The sequence below is a fragment of the Leptospira abararensis genome, assembly GCF_016918735.1.
Classification (GTDB): domain Bacteria; phylum Spirochaetota; class Leptospiria; order Leptospirales; family Leptospiraceae; genus Leptospira_A; species Leptospira_A abararensis.
This window is the reverse complement of sequence record NZ_JAFFPR010000037.1, coordinates 1-19,086: the sequence shown is the minus strand read 5'-3', so window position 1 is coordinate 19,086 and position 19,086 is coordinate 1. Positions and strand designations below refer to the sequence as shown.

Annotated in this window: 17 protein-coding genes; 13 read left to right on the top strand and 4 right to left on the bottom strand. The window is 38.3% G+C overall.

From position 1 onward, the window contains the following. Window positions 1–14: 14 nt before the first annotated feature. Window positions 15–2,315, bottom strand: a complete 2,301-nt coding sequence (locus JWG40_RS11605; protein WP_205285969.1) for a PP2C family protein-serine/threonine phosphatase — start codon at window positions 2,313–2,315, stop codon at window positions 15–17. Between the two features lie 135 nt (window positions 2,316–2,450). Between JWG40_RS11605 and JWG40_RS11600 the strand changes: the two genes are divergently transcribed. Both JWG40_RS11600 and JWG40_RS11595 read left to right on the top strand, forming a co-directional pair. Further along, a complete protein-coding gene (locus JWG40_RS11600) occupies window positions 2,451–3,209 on the top strand; it encodes an SDR family NAD(P)-dependent oxidoreductase (protein ID WP_205285968.1) in 759 nt (252 codons plus the stop codon). Window positions 3,210–3,329: 120 nt separating this feature from the next. Then, window positions 3,330–5,909, top strand: a complete 2,580-nt coding sequence (locus JWG40_RS11595) for a PAS domain S-box protein (RefSeq protein ID WP_408611516.1) — start codon at window positions 3,330–3,332, stop codon at window positions 5,907–5,909. On the opposite strand, the gene JWG40_RS11590 is transcribed toward JWG40_RS11595, so the two are convergent. After that, window positions 5,906–6,322 (bottom strand): response regulator, encoded by a 417-nt coding sequence (locus tag JWG40_RS11590; RefSeq protein WP_205285966.1) that lies wholly within the window; start codon window positions 6,320–6,322, stop codon window positions 5,906–5,908. The genes JWG40_RS11595 and JWG40_RS11590 overlap by 4 nt on opposite strands. A 79-nt stretch (window positions 6,323–6,401) precedes the next feature. On the opposite strand from JWG40_RS11590, the gene JWG40_RS11585 reads away from it, so the two are divergent. Both JWG40_RS11585 and JWG40_RS11580 read left to right on the top strand, forming a co-directional pair. Beyond that, window positions 6,402–8,417, top strand: coding sequence for an oxidoreductase (locus tag JWG40_RS11585; RefSeq protein ID WP_205285965.1), 2,016 nt, complete (start codon window positions 6,402–6,404; stop codon window positions 8,415–8,417). An 8-nt stretch (window positions 8,418–8,425) separates the two neighbouring features. Beyond that, a complete protein-coding gene (locus tag JWG40_RS11580) occupies window positions 8,426–9,265 on the top strand; it encodes a TrmH family RNA methyltransferase (protein WP_205285964.1) in 840 nt (279 codons plus the stop codon). Window positions 9,266–9,280: 15 nt separating this feature from the next. On the opposite strand, the gene JWG40_RS11575 is transcribed toward JWG40_RS11580, so the two are convergent. Beyond that, window positions 9,281–9,475, bottom strand: coding sequence for a hypothetical protein (locus JWG40_RS11575; protein ID WP_205285963.1), 195 nt, complete (start codon window positions 9,473–9,475; stop codon window positions 9,281–9,283). Beyond that, window positions 9,462–10,583 (bottom strand): 1-acyl-sn-glycerol-3-phosphate acyltransferase, encoded by a 1,122-nt coding sequence (locus tag JWG40_RS11570; protein WP_205285962.1) that lies wholly within the window; start codon window positions 10,581–10,583, stop codon window positions 9,462–9,464. Before JWG40_RS11570 ends, JWG40_RS11575 begins: the two co-directional genes overlap by 14 nt. A 324-nt stretch (window positions 10,584–10,907) precedes the next feature. On the opposite strand from JWG40_RS11570, the gene JWG40_RS11565 reads away from it, so the two are divergent. The 9 genes from JWG40_RS11565 to neuB form a co-directional block, all read left to right on the top strand. After that, window positions 10,908–11,252: a MarR family EPS-associated transcriptional regulator gene (locus JWG40_RS11565; RefSeq protein WP_205285961.1), complete on the top strand. Its 345-nt coding sequence runs from the start codon at window positions 10,908–10,910 to the stop codon at window positions 11,250–11,252. A 37-nt stretch (window positions 11,253–11,289) separates the two neighbouring features. After that, on the top strand, window positions 11,290–12,240 hold the full coding sequence (locus JWG40_RS11560; protein WP_205285960.1) for a GDP-L-fucose synthase family protein: 951 nt from the start codon (window positions 11,290–11,292) through the stop codon (window positions 12,238–12,240). A 5-nt stretch (window positions 12,241–12,245) separates the two neighbouring features. Beyond that, window positions 12,246–13,256, top strand: coding sequence for a phosphoglycerate dehydrogenase (locus JWG40_RS11555; protein WP_205285959.1), 1,011 nt, complete (start codon window positions 12,246–12,248; stop codon window positions 13,254–13,256). 8 nt (window positions 13,257–13,264) lie between these two features. Continuing rightward, window positions 13,265–14,104, top strand: a complete 840-nt coding sequence (locus JWG40_RS11550; RefSeq protein ID WP_205285958.1) for an ABC transporter permease — start codon at window positions 13,265–13,267, stop codon at window positions 14,102–14,104. Window positions 14,105–14,172: 68 nt separating this feature from the next. After that, complete coding sequence (locus JWG40_RS11545; RefSeq protein WP_232369335.1) at window positions 14,173–15,396, top strand: ABC transporter ATP-binding protein; 1,224 nt, start codon at window positions 14,173–14,175, stop codon at window positions 15,394–15,396. Then, complete coding sequence (locus tag JWG40_RS11540) at window positions 15,396–16,394, top strand: NAD-dependent 4,6-dehydratase LegB (protein WP_205285956.1); 999 nt, start codon at window positions 15,396–15,398, stop codon at window positions 16,392–16,394. Before JWG40_RS11545 ends, JWG40_RS11540 begins: the two co-directional genes overlap by 1 nt. Window positions 16,395–16,397: 3 nt before the next feature. Further along, window positions 16,398–17,567, top strand: a complete 1,170-nt coding sequence (locus tag JWG40_RS11535; RefSeq protein ID WP_205285955.1) for a LegC family aminotransferase — start codon at window positions 16,398–16,400, stop codon at window positions 17,565–17,567. A gap of 9 nt (window positions 17,568–17,576) precedes the next feature. Beyond that, window positions 17,577–18,188 carry an acetyltransferase gene (locus JWG40_RS11530; protein ID WP_205285954.1) on the top strand — a complete coding sequence of 204 codons (612 nt, stop codon included), beginning with the start codon at window positions 17,577–17,579 and terminating at the stop codon, window positions 18,186–18,188. Further along, window positions 18,185–19,086: N-acetylneuraminate synthase (gene neuB / locus JWG40_RS11525; protein WP_205285953.1), on the top strand; the 902-nt coding region annotated here is incomplete at its 3' end. The genes JWG40_RS11530 and neuB, both read left to right, overlap by 4 nt.

The following is a 19,086-nucleotide window of genomic DNA, read 5'->3' as shown; positions in this document are numbered from 1 at the left end:
AACTTCGATTTAATTTAATCAACTACTTTCTTTCTTATATCTTCAATTTGCATCCGTAAAGCATCCACTCGTTTAGAATCGGCGGTCAGAAAAGAAGTTAGCCCCAAAGTTTTCTCTGCTTTAGGCAAATTGCCTACTAAAAGATACAGTTGTACGAGATGTAGAAGGTTAGATAAATGGCCTGGATTACGTAATCGAATCCTCTCCGCCATATCGATGGCCTTTCCATATTCTTTGGTTTGTTTGTAAGTAAAAGAAGCCAAATAAATAAGATCTGTATCCCCAGGAAATTCCTCTATATATGTGTTAAATTTTTCAGAAGCTAATTGATAGTCTTTCATTCGTACAAGAAGGCGCAAAAGTGCTCTTAAGATCTCTTGGTTTTCTGGATTGATTTTGTTTGCTTCTAATAAATTGTCTTTTGCATTTTCTAAAAGATTTTCTTTTATATGGGATCTTGCCTTTCTCATTAGTTCATAGGATTCTTTTCGGATGGACCTTGGAGGAAGGGATTGGTGTTCTTTATAAGAAATTCGCATTAAACTCAAATCATCTGTTAGTTCGCCTGTTCCCAAAATGGACTGGTATATCGATTTTAGATCTCCTTTCCCAGTTTCGACATGTTGTAAAAATAATTCTTCATCATTGTTGATTTTTCGAAAGTCCGTTTCTGTCACAAATTCAATGTCATCACGACCATCCGAACCCAAAACCATAACATCTCCCGGCTGCAATTGTAAGGTGGATATTTCCAAGGAATTGTCTTTAACGGGAGTTCCCAGTTTTCTAAGTTCCGAATTGTTTTTTATAAATTCCGCTTTGCCATTTCTAAATAAAACGGACCAGGGATGTTCTGCATTTAGGTAATAAACAAGGCCTGTTTCATCATCAATTAGGCCCATTACCATAGAAACTAACATGGAACAGTCGAAACTTTCAAAAATATGATGGAGTTCTTGGTAGGCATTTTTAATCCATCGTTCCGCATAAAGTAGTTTGACGGATTGGACCGCCAAAGACCTCTCTAATATGGATTGAACGGCCGCACCAAGTACCAAAACTCCACCGGCTCCTTGTAAAGATTTTCCCATCGCATCAGCATTGAGAAAAAATGTATAATCTTTCCCACGCAAAGGGACGGTTCTCGTAATACAAATATCCCCTCCAATTTCATTTTCTCTTCCATGGAAGGTAAAGGTTTTCTTTTGTTTAATAAAAAAATCTGTTTTTACATTTGCACCGAGTGTTTTGTTTAGGCTTAAGGGTTTAATGAGTAAGGAAGTAAGAAAATAATCTCCATCTTGTTGTTTTTTTAAGAATTCTACTGTCTCTAAGCTGTTTCTTAACTCGGAGGTTTTTGCTTCAACTAATTCTTGTAAGTTTTCCCTTATCCTTCCTACTTCTCTCGTGGCCTTTTCGAAATTTTCTGCAAATTGAATAAACTCTTTGTCAATGGAGAGGATGGGGAGTGATCCTCTTCCTCCACTCGCCAAACTATTTGCCGATTCGTTGATTTGTTCTAAAGTTAAATTGATCGATTGGAAAAACATAAAGATTAGTATGACTGCTTCAAAAAAAGTCATGGTAATGAATGTGGAAATTTTGATAAGGCTAGCATTCCCAAGAGAAATAAAGACTGCAAGGACACTTAAGGAAAGTAATATGAGAATCAGAAGAAAAATAAACTTACCTTTTAGGCTCATGATTCCATGGTTTTTGTGAATGGTGACATCACGGTAAGAGAGAATTTTTTTGATTTCGACTCGTTTTGCTCCAGTGAAATAATCGGAGATGATATAAGAAAATCCTCCGTAAACAAAAACGGCCGCAAGCCATCCAATAAAAATTAGGGACAATTCATAAAACGGATGTTTGTTGGCCACATGGGTAATCAATACGGAGATAAAAACAAAGGACGCATAACGCACTGCAGCAAACATATTTTCTTTGGGAAAATCAATAATAGAATTGAGTAGATTCTCTAATTCCAAAATATCCTTATGCCGGATGGTTTCGTTCGGTTTTAAGTTTGCATTGAGTTTTTTTGTATCCGACCGAAAGCCAAGAAAACCAAAAGGGGCTAGGATACCAAACTCAACACTATGGCCAATGGCGGCTAGAGCTGTGGTAATTACGAAGACCAAAACCACCTGAGGATGGTTTTCTGCAGTAAATTCAGGGATGAGAGCAGATCCGAAAAAGTATGCGTAAAAGGCCCCAAAAAATGCACCTAGGAGTGAGAAAAAGACGATGGCAAAACTATAGGAAATATATTTATAGAAGAACTTGAAAATAAGATCAAAAAAGCTACTCATATGGATTCCCCTGGGGAGACAAAGACTAAAGGTAAAATAGACTCAGTAAAGATTTTTTATAGAAATATTCCAAAAAAGTTAGATGTCTTATTAAAAAGAACTTTATTCCGAATCTCTCCTATTTAGGTTTCACCCATGGAACTAAAAAATAAACGAATCGTGATTACCGGTGCAGGCTCCGGAATCGGAAAAGAGACCATGTTGCAAGTGTTAAAGCATGAAGGTGTGAAGGTTCTTGCCTGCGATCTAAATGAAAAGAACATTCTGGTTCACCCAAACGTTATCCCTTACAAATGCGACGTATCCAAAAAAGAAAGTTTGGATAAATTATTTAAAGATGCAGATAAAAAATTGGGCGGAATCGACATTTTTTATGCAAATGCAGGGTTTGCTTATTATGAAGTCATTGGTGCTCCCGATTGGGATCGCATTGATCGGATCTATCGTACGAATGTATATTCACCCTTGTATTGTCTAACTACATTAAATCTCACAAGAAAAGAACCTTTTTTGTTTATCGTAACAGCATCCGCGATGAGTCATTTGGCACTCCCCGGTTATGCCCAGTATTCTTCGACCAAAGCGGCCGTTCGTTCTTTTATCGATGCCTATCGGTTTGAGTTAAAACCGGGAAACCGAGTGATGGTTGTTTATCCAATTGCTACAAGAACACAGTTCTTTGATGCAGCAGGGAAGAAGGTTCCAGTTCCCTTCCCGAGCCAATCCGCGGAGACGGTTGCGAAAAAAGTAGTGAGTGGGATTGAGTCAAATGCTAAAGAAGTTTATCCGTCGCTTCTTTTCCGTTTCATCCAAGTTTTGGATCGGTTTTTGTTTATCATCCTTCCAATTTACCAAAAAATCGAAGCTACTAAATTGGATTCTTTAAAAAAATAAGTCTATTGGGGAGTGGATTCTACGTTAGGAAAGGGCGATTCAAAGGATAAAGGAAAACCGGAAGGTCGTCGTCTTTCTGCAGATGAGAAGTTTGTCGAAGCTGAGCTTTTGACAACCATAATGAATGTCAGTTCCACTGCCATGATGGTGCTCAATCCATTGGGCCAGATTCTGTATGCCAACCCGGCATCCGAGTCTGTTCTTGGAATCAAACTAAATGACATTTTGACAAGAACCTATGATGCCCCCGAGTGGAAAAATACATCGGTTGATGGTGGACCTTGGAGAGAAGAAGACCAACCCTTTAATATCATTTTAAAAACGCAAAAACCAGTCACGGACATTCGGCATTCTATTGAAGATTCCGCAGGAAATAAAAAATATCTATCGATCAATGGTTCTCCAGTTTTCAACCAACGCGGTGAAATTTCTTTCCTTGTATTTCTTATCACAGACATAACAGAAAATGTTTTAAAACAAAAAGCACTTGAGTATAACGAAATCAAGTACCGAACCATCACAGAATTGTCGTTGAGTATGGTTTATGATTTGGACATAAAAACAGGTGAAAATCTTTGGGGGGGGGCCATACAAGAAATCACTGGATATTCACCGAGTGAATACCAACAATTTGGATACGAACTATGGTCGAATGCAATTCATCCTGATGATAGAGAAATTACATTGCAAGTGTTTGATGAAGCACTTGCAAATCGCAGAAAATTTTCTGTAGAATATCGATACAAAACTAAATCGAATGACTACGTTTACATAGAAGATAACGGTATATTTTTGTATGACGATAAGGGAGAGGCCTATCGGATGTTTGGTGCCATGATCAACAGAACCAAACAAATGGAAGCAAGCCTAGCACTTCGGGAATCAGAATCGCGATTGGTTTTGGCACTGGATGCGGCCAAGATGGGGATTTGGAGTTGGGACATTGGATCAAGAACCATCTATTGGTCTCCTCAAACCTATAACATCTATGGATTTCCCGGTGCGAATTTTGAAGTTACCGAAGAAAAATTCATCGAATTAACATATAAAGAAGACTGGGAATTGTTATCAAATGAAACAAATCTTTTAATGGGTGATTTAAATCGTTCGGAGTATCGGATTCGGAATCGTATCAATCATTCCGATGGTAAATTACATTGGGTTGAAGCTCGGGGGAAACTCACTCGTTCCAAGGAAGGTAAACCATTGGTTCTTATGGGTACTGTTTTGGACATCACCGAAATCAAGTTAAGTGAAGAGGCACTCCGCAAATCCGATGAACGTTTTGAAGCATTCTACCAATTTTCCACAGAAGCTTTCCTTATTTTTGATGAAAATGGGTTAACAGTAAAAGATTCCAATTTTGCCTTCCAAAGGTTGTTTGGATACGAATTGGCGGACGTTCCGAAATTAAAAATTCGTAACCTATTAACCGCAGAAACCCTTCGTAAAATCCGTAAATCGATTCGTTTGAATGCAAATGACTCTTTAGAAATTGTTTGTAAAAAGAAAAATGGGGATTTGTTTCCTGCCCTTGTATCTGTAAAACGATTTTTATATAAAGATACCCATTCCATAGGTTACAGCATCTTTGATTTAACTCCATTAAAAGAAGTGGAAAGGTTACGTCTTATTAATTCAGAAATTCGAGATAAAAACAAACTCATCGAAAAACAAAAGTTGGAATTGGAAGTTGCTTTCGAAAATTTAAAACGAACTCAAGAACAGTTGATTCAATCGGAAAAACTTGCCGCCTTAGGTCAGTTAATAGCAGGGATCGCTCATGAAATTAATAATCCAATTGGAGCAGTAAAGGCTTCCAACCAAAATATGTTAGATTGGCAAAAACGTTATGGACTTGCCTCTCAATTGTTTCGGGAGGCGATTCTCTCTGTCTCAGTCCCAGAGCAGAAGATTGTAAAAACAATCCTTGCAAACTTAGACCAACCGATTGAATTTTATACAGGAAAAGAAGAACGACTTCGTAAGAAAAGAAACAAAGAAGTGTTTTTGGCCCATGGTTATGAAGTTGGTCCTGCTGAAGATTTTGCTGAAGCTTGGGTAGAGTTAGGGATTGGAGAGATAGATCCAAATTATTTACCGCTATTCCAATCGCATTATATAAAGGTATTTTTAGACTATTTAGCTTTGGAAATCCAATTTAGAAGGAACACAAGATCCATCCAACTGGCTGTGGATCGAATTTCCAAAATCATGTATGCATTGAAGAATTTTTCTCGTTTTGATGCCACTGGCAAAAAAAACAAAGCTTCGATTCAAGACACAATCGAAACAGTTCTCACCATTTATCAAAACCAATTAAAACGCGGAATAAACTTAGTAAAAGATTTTGATGAAGTGGCACCTATTGAATGTTATCCGGATGATTTGTTGCATGTATGGACTAACTTAATTTATAATTCCTTACAAGCCATGTCTTTTGTTGGTAATTTGGAAATTGCAGTAAAAGATCGGGGAGAGGACGTTTTAGTTTCTTTAAAGGATTCCGGTCCAGGAATTCCAGAAGAGATACAATCTAAAATTTTTGAGCCTTTTTTTACAACCAAAGCTCCTGGGGAAGGGAGTGGGCTTGGTCTCGACATAGTGAGTAAAATTGTCAAACGTCATGGTGGACGGATCGAACTGAGTTCTGTTCCTGGTAAAACTATTTTTTATATCTTCCTACCCAAACACAGTTAATTGTGCATGGCATTGGAAATTGTGGAGATCAGTTCTTCTTCATCCCAAGGTTTTTTTAAGCAAGAGATAGGGCCAATTTCTGAATTGAGATCTTCGACTGACTTTTGGTCTGCAAATCCAGTGATGATTACTTTTTCAATATTAGGATAGGACTTATGAACCTTTCTTAGAAACTCATCACCATTCATCCCAGGCATTGACCAATCAGAGATGATGATTGAAACAGAGTTACCTTCTTCTTCTAATTCTTGCAAGAGATCCCAAGCTTCCTTTGCATTGTCAGCGGTAAGATATTTGTACTTTTCGCCGAAATGTTGTTTTACTTGCGACTTCATGCTCATCAAGATAATGGATTCATCATCTACAAAAAGGATGGCATTTTTTGTTTTTTGATTCTCTGTCACAAGTTCCACAGGGGATTGTTATACCTGTTCTTCGCTTAAATTGCAAGTAAATCTTGCCAAAAACTTCCATTTTCTATTTTTGTAGCATATGACTTCTTATCCAAATCTTTTGTCACCTTTATCTCTCGGATTCACTACACTTAAGAATCGAACCATTATGGGCTCCATGCATACCGGCTTAGAGGAAGCTCCTAACGGGTATGAACGAATGGCTGCTTTTTATGGAGAAAGAGCCAGAGGCGGAGTGGCTCTAATTGTGACAGGTGGGATCGCTCCAAATGAAGCGGGCCGAGTTTCTAGAGGTGGGGGTGTGATGGATACTGAAGAAGAAGCCATACACCATCGTGTGGTGACCGAGGCAGTACACAAAGAAGGTGGAAAAATTGCCCTACAAATCCTCCATACGGGCCGGTATGGATACCACGATAAAATTGTGGGGGCATCAAATCTACGAGCACCCATCAATATGTTCAAACCACATCCTCTCACTGAAGAAGAAATTTTGAAAACTATTGAAGATTTTGCACGCTGTTCCGAGTTAGCAAAGTTAGCTGGTTATGATGGAGTTGAGATTATGGGCAGTGAGGGATATCTCATCAACCAATTCATTGCCAAAAGAACTAATAACCGAACCGATGATTGGGGTGGAAGTTTTGAAAACCGCATCAAGTTTCCGATTGAAATCGTTAAAGCCGTTCGAAAACGAGTGGGGACTGATTTTATCATCATCTATCGATTGTCTATGTTGGATCTTGTAGAAGATGGTGGAAATATCGACGAAGTCCTTGTCTTAGCTAAGGAAATTGAAAAAGCAGGAGCCACAATCATCAATACAGGAATTGGTTGGCATGAAGCTCGGATTCCAACCATTGCGATGATGGTTCCAAGGGCCTCCTTTACTTGGGTCACTGCTAAAGTCAAAGGTCATGTGAACATTCCTCTTGTGACCTCGAATCGAATCAACACTCCCGAAATCGCAGAGTCAGTTCTTAGTCGTGGAGATGCGGATTTAGTTTCTATGGCAAGGCCCTTCCTTGCGGATTCTTTTTTTGTTAATAAGGCTGCCGCGGGAAAAGCAGAGGAGATCAATACATGTATTGCTTGTAACCAAGCGTGTCTTGATCATATCTTTCAAGGAAAGATATGCAGCTGTTTGGTGAATCCAAGAGCTTGCCATGAAACCGATTTAATCATAGAAAAAACGGCAAAACCAAAAAAGGTCGCCGTTGTTGGGGCAGGTCCTGGTGGGATGTCTTGTTCCACCACCCTTGCAGAACGCGGACATTCTGTAACTTTGTTTGATGCTGGGGCGGAACTCGGAGGACAATTAAACATTGCTCGTCGTATCCCCGGAAAAGAAGAATTCAAAGAGACCATTCGTTATTTTGGTGAAATGGTAAAAAAACATGGAGTCCAGTTAAAATTAAATACGTTTGTCTCTGCAGAGGAACTCATCAAACAAGGGTTTGATGAAGTGGTATTGGCTACTGGTGTTACACCAAGAACTCCCGAGATTCCTGGAATTCATGGAGAGAATGTTCTTAGTTATGTGGATGTGGTTCTAAAAGGAAAACCTGTGGGAAAAAGGGCCGTTGTCATGGGTGCTGGTGGAATCGGTTATGATGTGAGTTTACTTCTTACCGATGCAGGCCATTCCTTTACCAAAGAAAATTATCTAAAAGAGTGGGGAATTAGCCAAGAGATCGCTAAGGATGGAGGGCTCGGAACCAAAGACACCCCTCGTTCAGACAGAGAAGTAACAATGCTCAAACGTTCCAATAGCAAATTTGGTGCTACCCTTGGGAAAACAACAGGTTGGATTCATAAAACCACACTCGAAGATCGTAAGGTAACTCAAATCTCTGGTGTCACCTACAAAGCCATCGAAGCGGATGGAATTGTCATCGAAGTGAAGGGTGAAACAAAAAAGATCCCCTGTGATACAGTGGTTGTCTGTGCAGGCCAAGATCCAAATCGGACCCTACTCGAACCTTTGCAAAAAGCCAATATTCCAGTCCATTTGATTGGTGGGGCAGATTTAGCATCCGAACTTGATGCCAAAAGAGCCATTGATCAAGGAACGAGGTTAGCGGTTACCATTTAGCCTTTGTTATGGGATATAAACGACCTCTAAAAATCAGTGTTAAGAATGCAGAGTTTCAGATTTTATTGGCTCTTCGAACAAACCGTTCCAAACGAAGCCAAGAAAAGGAAGTTTTTGTAGAGGGGACAGAGGGCATCAAACAATTGATAGAGGCAGGTTGGGAGGTCACACGCATCTTGTATCGGGATGGTGTGCCCTTGTCCCACTGGGCGGTTTCAGTCTTAAAGAAATTTAGCAAAGCAAAACAATTTGAGATGGCACCTGATTTGTATGCGGAACTTTCAGAAAAGGAAAATCCTTCTGAGTTGATTGTCACAGCAAAAATCCATACTCATTCCTTGACGGAACTTATTTCTTTAAAAAAACAGATGCCATTTTATGTACTTTTTGATCGGCCCAGTGATTTGGGAAATTTTGGTTCCCTTTTGCGCTCAGCCGATGCCTTCCAAGTGGATGCCATTTTTGTTTTGGGGCATTCCATTGATGTTTATGATCCGAAAGTGATTCGAGCAAGCCTCGGAAGTGTATTTCATACAAAATTGATTTTTCTGGAATCAGTTTCTCAATTGGAATTTTTCTTAAAAAATGAAAAGGAAAGGTGTGGGTTAAAGGTAATAGGAACCGATTCAGAAGGTTCCCAATCCTTACGAGACCAAAGTTTAAATTCACCAATTCTTATCATTCTTGGAAATGAAGCCAAAGGGATGAGTGTTCATTTACAATCCCTTTGTAATTCGATCGTCAACATCCCCATGTTAGGTGTTGTCAATTCGCTGAATGTATCCTGTGCAGGCTCTATTCTACTTTGGGAAGTGGCAAAGAACCTGGACAAAAAAAGATCAGTTTAAACTTACTTTAGTACTTTAGCGACAAGTGGCAATCGTTCCATCGGGATTGTATTTTACACTGGCACCTGAAGTGAACTGGATGTATTTGACCCCATCCACACAAACTTCGTCATAACCAAAATATTTGGCACAACCACGAGAGATGGTTCCGCATCCCAGAAAAAATAAACTTAAAAAAAGGACAATACGAATGGGTTTAAGTGGTTTCATGAAAAACTCCTTGGTTTGTAAAGATTCCATTCCAAACTTCTTCTAAATGATTTAGGTGAGCAGTGAGTTGGTTTCTGTGATACATAACGATATTTGACTTTTTTAAATTATGAAGGGACTTGGGGATATGATAAAGGATATCTTTTGTTTGGATTGTTTCCTCTTCCCAATCAATGAGTTTGAAGTTTTTTAGTTTTTCAAAGATAGATTCGAGTTGGATATGAAAACTTTCCTTACGCAGTTCGGAAGCAACGGTGATTTCAGGAAAAGTGGATTCAATTTGTTTTTTCAGTTTTAATAGAAGGTCAACTAATTGTTGTTTTTTGATTTTTGTTTCTTTCCCAAATTTTAGTAATACATAAGAGGTAAGATTTCCGAGGGTGATCGTATAGTTTTTACCCAGTTTTTCACCCACAAGTCGGGTCACTTGGTCTGCTGTCAGTTCTGGATCAATTTGAAATGGTTTACCGTATTTGATATAGAGTTTTGTTTTTTGGTAAGAAAGGTGATCGTAAGTCAGAGTGAAACTATTAAAATGAAGACTATCTATTTTTGATTTAATATAGAAGGCCCCTCGTTTGATTTGGTTTAGAAAACCATCATGGCTGTAGGTTCCTTCAGGAAACATAAACAAATTTCGGCCCCTTCTAATATTGGCAACAAGTTCTGTCCATTCACTATCTACCTTCTCTCGTAACTCACCAGATTTTACGAGTTCTCTAGCATTATCGCGAAATGGTCGTTTGATGGGAACCGCACCAATATAACGCAAAAGAATAGGAATGATTTTTATAGCATCAATGAATTGAAAGATCCATTTGATGATTCCTTTGGCTCGAAACTCTTTTTGTAGGAACCCAGGTTTTAATATGTCCTCTCTTGCAGGAATGATCATTTTGATTTTTGGATTGAGTCTGGGATAAACCATAGAGAGAGAAACAACATCAGCTTCCGAAACATGGTTGCAGAGTAGTGCTGTAGGATAAGGAGATGCTAATTCATTATGGTCTGAAAAGTTTTCTTCGATGGAATGGAAAACAATCCCTTTGGCGACACTGACAAGTTTGATGAGTAAGTCATAGGGAATGGTGCGCTTTTTTGGTTTCATTGCGAATGGTATCCCTTTCCTTAGTTTCTAAGTCAATAGGAAAGCAAATGAGTTTGAATCCATCTCTTATTTCTGCAAACCATCCAAGTCGAAATTCAGGTTCGTGCCAAATTCCTTCAAAAATCAGGGCAGATTTTTGTTCAAATTTTGAACAAAAATATCTTTACTTCGTTCAAATAGTGAACACTTTTTGTTAAATGGCTGGGACTCAGGGGGCGGAGCTACGCCTGGATCCAAGATAACTGCTAAGCCGATCTCTTATCCCATTACCTTGATTCAGTATTCTCTAGAACCAAAAGTGCGCACAGGGAATGTCTTAAACAAATGAAAGAAGTATCACAATATAGCGATTACCACTTAAAACTTTTGCAATTGTTAGCTGAGAATCCTCATCTTTCTCAGCGCGATGCTTCTGATGTACTAGGGCTTAGTCTAGGTAAGGTGAACTATATTTTAAAAGCATTTCTTGATAAAGGTTTAATCAAAATGAATAATTTTAAAAATAACAAAAATAAGATGGCATATACTTATTTGTTAACGCCAAGCGGAATTGAAGAGAAGGCGCGATTGACATTACATTTTTATGAGATTAAAAAAAAGGAATATGAAGCTCTAAAAGTGGAAATTGAAAAGTTAGGTGATTCGCAAATATCTAACGGGTTTTATTGAGTTGTTTAGGAATAAATAAGAATATGGAGTGTTTCCTTTGAATAAAGATGCAAAAATCTACATTGCGGGCCACAAAGGGTTGGTTGGTTCTGCGTTAGTTAAAGTATTAAAAGATGCTGGCTTTACGAATGTGATCGGAAAATCACATTCGGAGATGGACTTAACCAATCAAGAAGCTGTCATAGAATACTTCGAAAAAGAAAGGCCCGAGTATGTTTTTTTGGCAGCCGCAAAGGTTGGAGGAATCCATGCGAACAATACATATCCTGCTGAATTTATATTTTCAAACTTACAAATTCAGAATAATATTATTGATGCAGCTTATCGATTTGGAACTAAAAAAATGTGTTTTCTTGGTTCTTCCTGTATATATCCAAAGTTTGCAAAACAGCCGATGGATGAGGGGCAGTTACTTGATGGCAAACTAGAACCGACAAATGCACCATACTCTGTTGCAAAAATAGCAGGTATCGTAATGTGTCAGAGTTATAACCGGCAGTATGGAACTAATTTTATTTCTGTGATGCCTACAAATTTATATGGGCCGGGGGATAACTATCACCCAGAAAACTCTCATGTATTACCGGCTTTGATTCGAAGGATCCACGAAGCGAAAGTTCAAAATTCAGCTGAAGTTGTGATTTGGGGAACGGGAAAACCGCTTAGAGAGTTTTTATATTCAGAGGACATGGCAAGAGCCTGCCTATTTTTGATGGAAAGTTACGATGTATCGAATGACCCAAAAGGTGGAGAACATGTTAATATTGGTTCTGGTATCGAAGTTAGCATTCGGGAATTGGCGGAAACCATTCAGGAAGTGATTGGATACACTGGTAAATTAAACTTTGATTTAACAAAGCCAGACGGCACACCTAGAAAACTTTTAGATGTATCAAAATTGCACAGTATGGGTTGGAAACATGAGATCGAACTCAAAGAAGGTATCAAACGAGCTTATGAAGATTTTGTGAAGCAACATAGAGGATAACTACTTTGGCAAAGGTTTTCGTTTCTACATTTCCATTTTGTCGCTCTGATAAAAAAGCATTCGAACATTTGCTCGCCCATGGCCATCAAGTTGAGATCAATCCGATGGGAAGAAAGATGAAACCTATCGAAGTTCTAGAAAATGCAAAGGATTTTGACGCATTGATTGCCGGAACAGAAGATTTAACACCGCTTGTGGCAGGTAGTTCCCAGTTAAAATTAATTTCAAGAGTGGGAGTAGGGCTTGATAGTGTTCCATTAGATCTCTGCATTAAAAATTCTGTTTCGGTTGCTTATACACCTGATGCTGTTTCTCCTGCCGTCTCCGAATTGGCAGTGGGTTTGATGGTTGATTTGATGCGACAGGTGTCCTTTGCTGATCGAGAAATTAGAAAGGGTGGATGGACTCGTCCTTATGGTAATCGGATTGGTGGTTCTAAAATAGGCATTCTTGGATTTGGTCGTATAGGAACGCGGGTCGCTTCCCATTTACTTGGATTTCTTCCTAAAGAGATTCTTGTTTGTGACCTGCTTGATAAAGCTGATGAGATCAGAAGATTACAAGAATCTGCTAATGTTCTCTATAAAATGAATCGGGAACTCGGTAAAAATTGGAGTCCAGTTTTAATCAGACAAGTTGAGTTATCAGAATTAGTACAAAATTCAGATATACTGACAATCCATGTGCCTTTATTAGATAGTACAAAAAACTTATTTGATGCAAGTTTACTAAGGAAAATGCAACCTTCTGCATTTCTAATCAACACAGCACGCGGTGGAATTGTGAATGAAGCGGATCTTTACAACGTAATAAAATCGAATCAACTTGCTGGTGCGGCCTTGGATGTTTTTGATGAGGAACCTTATCAAGGTAACTTGAAGGAATTGGAGAATGTGATTTTAACTCAACATATGGGTTCTTGTTCAGATGATTGCCGCGCCGATATGGAGAGAGAAGCAGCGGAAGAGGTTGTTCGTTTTTTTAATGGAGAGCCGTTGAGATCCAAGGTGGTATAAATTAATTCATGAAAGAAATTGAAATTACAAACGAATCTAAGTGGTATAATATTGATTTTGCGGGAATTTATGATTATCGCGATCTTTTATGGCTTTTAGTGAAAAGAGATTTTGTTGCATTTTATAAACAAACCATTCTTGGACCACTTTGGTATATCATTCAGCCAATTTTCACCTCACTGACTATGACTGTGATTTTTAGCAATATTGCGAATATTTCAACTGATGGAATCAATCCTTTTTTGTTTTATTTGTCTGCTTCCACTTTATGGAGTTTTTTTTCTGATGCTCTAAATAAAACATCTAATACTTTTTTAAACAATTCCGGATTGTTCGGAAAAGTATTTTTCCCTCGTATGATTGTGCCGATTTCAACAGTATTAATCACTTATCTTAAGTTGTTTCTGCAAGTTGCTCTTCTCGGGATTTTTTATATTGCTTTTGATGGTTATTCTCATTTGAGTCTAATTTCTATTTTCCATATCCTGATACTCATTCCTCTGGTTTTTTTGCAAGTTGGATTGTTTGCCCTTGGTTTTGGAATTTTTTTATCTTCCTACACAACAAAATATAGAGATTTGGTTTTTGCACTTAGTTTTGGAATTTCTTTAATGATGTATGCCTCCCCAGTGATTTATCCAGTTTCCATGGTGCCAGCAAAATATTTAGATATATATATGCTAAATCCAATCAGTTCAAGTATTGAAATCTTTCGGTATTCCCTGTTCGGAGTTTTAACTATCGAATGGTATCACTGGGGTATCGGCTGGATAGTCACTTTAGTGTTTCTATTTTTAGGAATGATTTCATTTCATAAAGTTGAAAAGAATTTTATGGATACAATATGAATAAGTTCGCAATATCAGTCGAGGGACTTAGTAAAACTTACCAATTAGGATCCATAAACCATGGTACTTTGTTTCAGGATTTACAATCGGCCTGGGCCAAGTGGCGGGGGAAAGAAGATCCGAATGCGAAGGTTGGAGAAAAAAAATCTCGTTTGGTCGGAAATAACTTCAGGGCACTTTCTGATATCAATTTAGAATTTCAGAAGGGTGAAAGAGTTGGTATCATCGGGCGTAACGGAGCAGGGAAGTCTACTTTATTAAAGATTTTATCTCGCATTACTAGCCCTAGTGAAGGGCGTATTCGTATTAATGGTCGAATCGCAAGTTTATTGGAAGTGGGAACCGGTTTTCATCCAGAGCTTACAGGTCGTGAAAATGTTTTTCTGAATGGTGCCATTCTTGGGATGAGAAAGGAAGAGATTCTACGCAAATTTGATGAAATAGTTGATTTCTCCGGAGTGGAGGAGTTTATTGATACGCCTGTTAAACGGTATTCTAGCGGTATGTATGTTCGATTGGCGTTTGCTGTAGCAGCACATTTGGAGCCAGATATAATGGTTGTAGATGAGGTATTAGCTGTCGGGGATGCTGTCTTTCAGAAAAAATGTTTAGGGAAGTTGGATAGCGTGAGTAAAGATCAGGGAAGGCTAGTGATTTTTGTTAGCCATAGTATGGATGCAATTACTACGCTTTGTTCAAGATCTATATTATTGGATGATGGCCGCGTAAAATTTGATGGGGATACTTCATCTGCCGTCTCCCTTTATCTTGATGCTTTGAAATCAGATATGATGCAAAATTCTAGCCAAGAGGCAAGTTTAAGCTTCCCAATTGAAAAGGACATCAACCATCAAATTCTTTCTTTTGGAATTGTAACCGCCGATAAAAAGAACTTTCAACCCTTTGATAAGGCATTTGACTTTAACATTAAATATAAAGTCAACGGACGGATTTCCAATTTGGTTGTTGACTTAAGAATTTTGAAAGATGGAGAGACCATCCTTTTAACTTGTATTGGTGATCAGAATGAAAGTTTTCGCGAGCAGCATGAGCCAGGTATTTATGAGGCCAAGGTAACGATTCCGGCAATTTTTTTGCCAGTAGGAAATTACATTGCTCAAGTGACAATGCATGTTCCGCAAATCCATCCACATGGAATATATAACCCCGGGAAAGGAATACAGTTTCAAATCCATCAAGAGGGAATGAATCTCGTGAGCTCATCCTATTTATCTGGATGGTCTGGTCGAGTATTGTTATCACAACCGTGGAAGGTAAGTAGGACAAATTAATGAAAAAAATTCTTATTACTGGCGCAGATGGTTTTATTGGTTCGCATTTGACAGAGGCGTTAGTGCGTGCCGGCTATGATACAAAGGCTTTTGTTCTTTATAATTCGTTTAATTCTTGGGGTTGGTTGGATTCCTGTTCACCAGAAGTTAATGGAAAATTTGAAGTTTTTTCTGGTGACGTTCGAGATCCAAATGGAGTAAGAGCTGCAATGAAAGGTTGCGATGCTGTTCTCCATTTGGCAGCTTTGATAGCCATACCTTATTCTTATCATTCACCAGATACATATGTGGATACAAACATCAAAGGTACTTTAAATATAGTTCAAGCTGCGAAGGATTTGGGAGTTAAGAAAGTAATTCACACATCGACTTCAGAAGTTTATGGAACTGCGCGCTTTGTTCCGATAACCGAAGAACACCCATTACAGGGACAGTCTCCTTATTCTGCAAGTAAGATAGGAGCAGATCAAATAGCGATGTCGTTCTATAGTTCCTTCGATACACCGGTATCCATAATTCGTCCATTTAATACATATGGGCCAAGGCAATCGGCTCGAGCAGTCATTCCTACAATTATCACTCAGATTGCTAAAGGTATTCGCAAGATCAAGTTAGGTGCCATTCATCCAACACGGGACTTTAATTATGTAAAGGATACTGTTTCTGGGTTTTTGGCTGCTTTGAATTCAGATAAAGGGATTGGCCAAGTAATTAACCTCGGAAGTAATTATGAAATTTCTGTTGGCGATACTGTAAAAACTATTGCTGAGTTAATGGATGTAATGATTGAGATTGAATCAGATGATGCTCGATTTAGGCCTGAAAAAAGTGAAGTAGAGCGGTTATGGGCCTCCAATGAAAAGGCAAAGAACCTTTTGGGATGGATCCCGGAGTTTGGTGGGCTAGATGGGTTTCGGAAAGGTTTACAAGAGACTGTGGATTGGTTTCGAGATGAAAAAAACTTACAGTTGTATAAAACTGGTATTTATAATATCTAATATATGTTAAACGTTGAAGAGTTTTCAATTTCCACACTTACAGCTTTAAAAAAAGTGACAGGGGATTCTTCGGTTATTTTACATGAGCCGGAGTTCTCTGGTAATGAATGGAACTACTTAAAGGAATGTTTGGATACTGGATTTGTTTCTTCCGTAGGAAAATTCGTTGATAGGTTTGAAAGAGAATTAGCATCCTATACAGGTTCTAAATATGCTGTGGCTGTCGTGAATGGAACTTCTGCTTTACATATTGCTCTGAAACTGGCTGGTGTTCTTCCGGGAGACGAAGTACTGATTCCTTCTCTTACTTTTGTCGCTACTGCAAATGCTGTAAGTTATTGTGGAGCTATTCCGCATTTTGTTGAAAGTGAATCAGCCCAATTAGGCATCGATCCTTTAGCTCTTCGAGAATATTTGAAATCGATTACCGAAATCAGAAATGGACAAACGGTTAATCGTGCTACGAATCGAGTAATTAGAGCCATTGTTCCCATGCATACATTTGGCCATCCAGGTCTTTTAAGTGAACTTGTTGCTCTAGCAAAGGATTATCATTTAGCCTTTGTCGAAGATGCAGCAGAATCACTGGGGAGTTATTACTTTGGCAAACATACGGGAACCTTCGGGCAATTTGGTGTATTGAGCTTTAATGGGAACAAAACAATAACTACAGGCGGCGGTGGAGCCATTTTAACTCAAGATGAGAGTTTGGCAAAACATGCTAAACATATAACCACAACTGCAAAAATTCCACATCGATGGGAATATGTTCATGATGAAATAGGTTTTAACTATCGAATGCCTAATATCAATGCTGCATTGGGTTGTGCTCAATTAGAACAATTACCTTCTTTTTTGGAATCGAAACGATTGTTATTCAGTAAATACCAAGAGGCACTAAAATCTGTTTCTGGCCTTTCTTTGATGGAGGAGCCAAAAAATTGTAAAAGTAACTATTGGCTTCAAACTTTAGTATTATCTAAAGAGTCCCAAGCCGCGCGTGACTCCATCCTTAAGATCACAAATGACAATGGAATCATGACAAGACCCTGCTGGAGATTGTTACATACTCTCACTCCATTCCAAAATTGTCCAAAGATGGATTTGCCTGTTGCGAAATCTTTAGAACAAAGACTGATTAATATTCCGAGTAGTCCCTCTCTGGTAACTTAAATAAAAGTAATGAAAGAACCATTATTATTACTTGGAGCAGGTGGACATGCCAAATCTTGTATTGACGTGATTGAAGCCGAAGGTCGATTTCAAATTGTTGGCCTTATTGGTTCGGAAGTGGAAAAAGGAAAGGAAATTTTAGGTTATCAAATTATTGGAACAGATAAAGATTTGCAACAAGCTAAATCAATTTCTAATAATATAATCATTTGTATTGGTCAAATTAAAAATTTTGAGCCAAGACATCAGATGTTTTTGCATTTGAAGGAATTGGGTTTTTCTCTGGTTTCTATTGTATCACCAAAAGCAAGGATAGCTCGATCGGCTCAAATTGGAGAGGGGACTATCGTTTTACATAACGTGATTGTTAACAGTGATGTAAAAATCGGAAATAATTGTATTATCAATACAGGTTCTATTTTGGAGCATGAGGTTATAGTCGGTGATCATTCCCATATCTCAACATCTTGTGTTCTCAATGGTGGAGTCACGGTTGGCGATTGTACTTTTTTGGGAAGTGGAACTACGGTAAAAGAAAATGTATCCATTGGTTCAAAAGTCATAGTGGGAATGGCATCAAAAGTCTTAAAAACAATTCCCGATACAACATTTTTTAAATGAAAACGAATCATAACAATCAAACTTTGATTATCGCTGAGGCAGGTGTAAACCATAATGGCGATTTAAAATTAGCACACCAATTGATCGACATAGCTTGTGAGGCAGGTGTTGATATTGTAAAATTTCAAACCTTTCGTGCGGAAGCTTTGGTAACAGAGTCAGCAAAGAAAGCGGAATATCAAGCGGCATCCACAGATCCAGAAGAATCACAGTATTCGATGCTTAAGAAACTGGAGATATCTCCTTCAGCACATAAAGAATTAATTGACCATTGTTTTGATAAAAATATCGAGTTTTTGTCGACTGCGTTTGATTTGGAAAGTTTGGATTTTTTAACTACTTTGAATTTAAAACGTTTTAAAATTCCATCGGGAGAAATCACAAATTTACCTTACTTGGAAGCAATCGGTAAGTTAGGCAAACCTGTAATTCTATCGACGGGAATGGCTAATTTAGGTGAGATCGAAGAGGCAATTCTCGTTCTTGAGAGTAGTGGATTACCACGAGACCTTTTAACGGTCCTTCACTGCACTACGGAATACCCGACACCGTTTTCTGATGTGAATTTGTTAGCACTACAATCGATTAAGAATGCGTTTGGGGTTTCCGTCGGGTATTCGGATCATACATCTGGGATTGAAATATCGTTGGCTGCCGTTGCCTTAGGAGCAACAGTTATTGAAAAACATTTCACTCTTGATAAAAATCTTCCCGGTCCTGATCACAAGGCAAGTTTAGATCCAACGGAATTGAAACAGTTAGTTGCTGGAATTCGAAATATAGAACTTGCATTGGGTGACGGAATCAAAAGACCTACCGCAAGTGAAATTAAGAATATCCCTATAGCAAGAAAATCAATAATAGCTAATAGTTTGATTAAGAAAGGTGATGTTTTTTC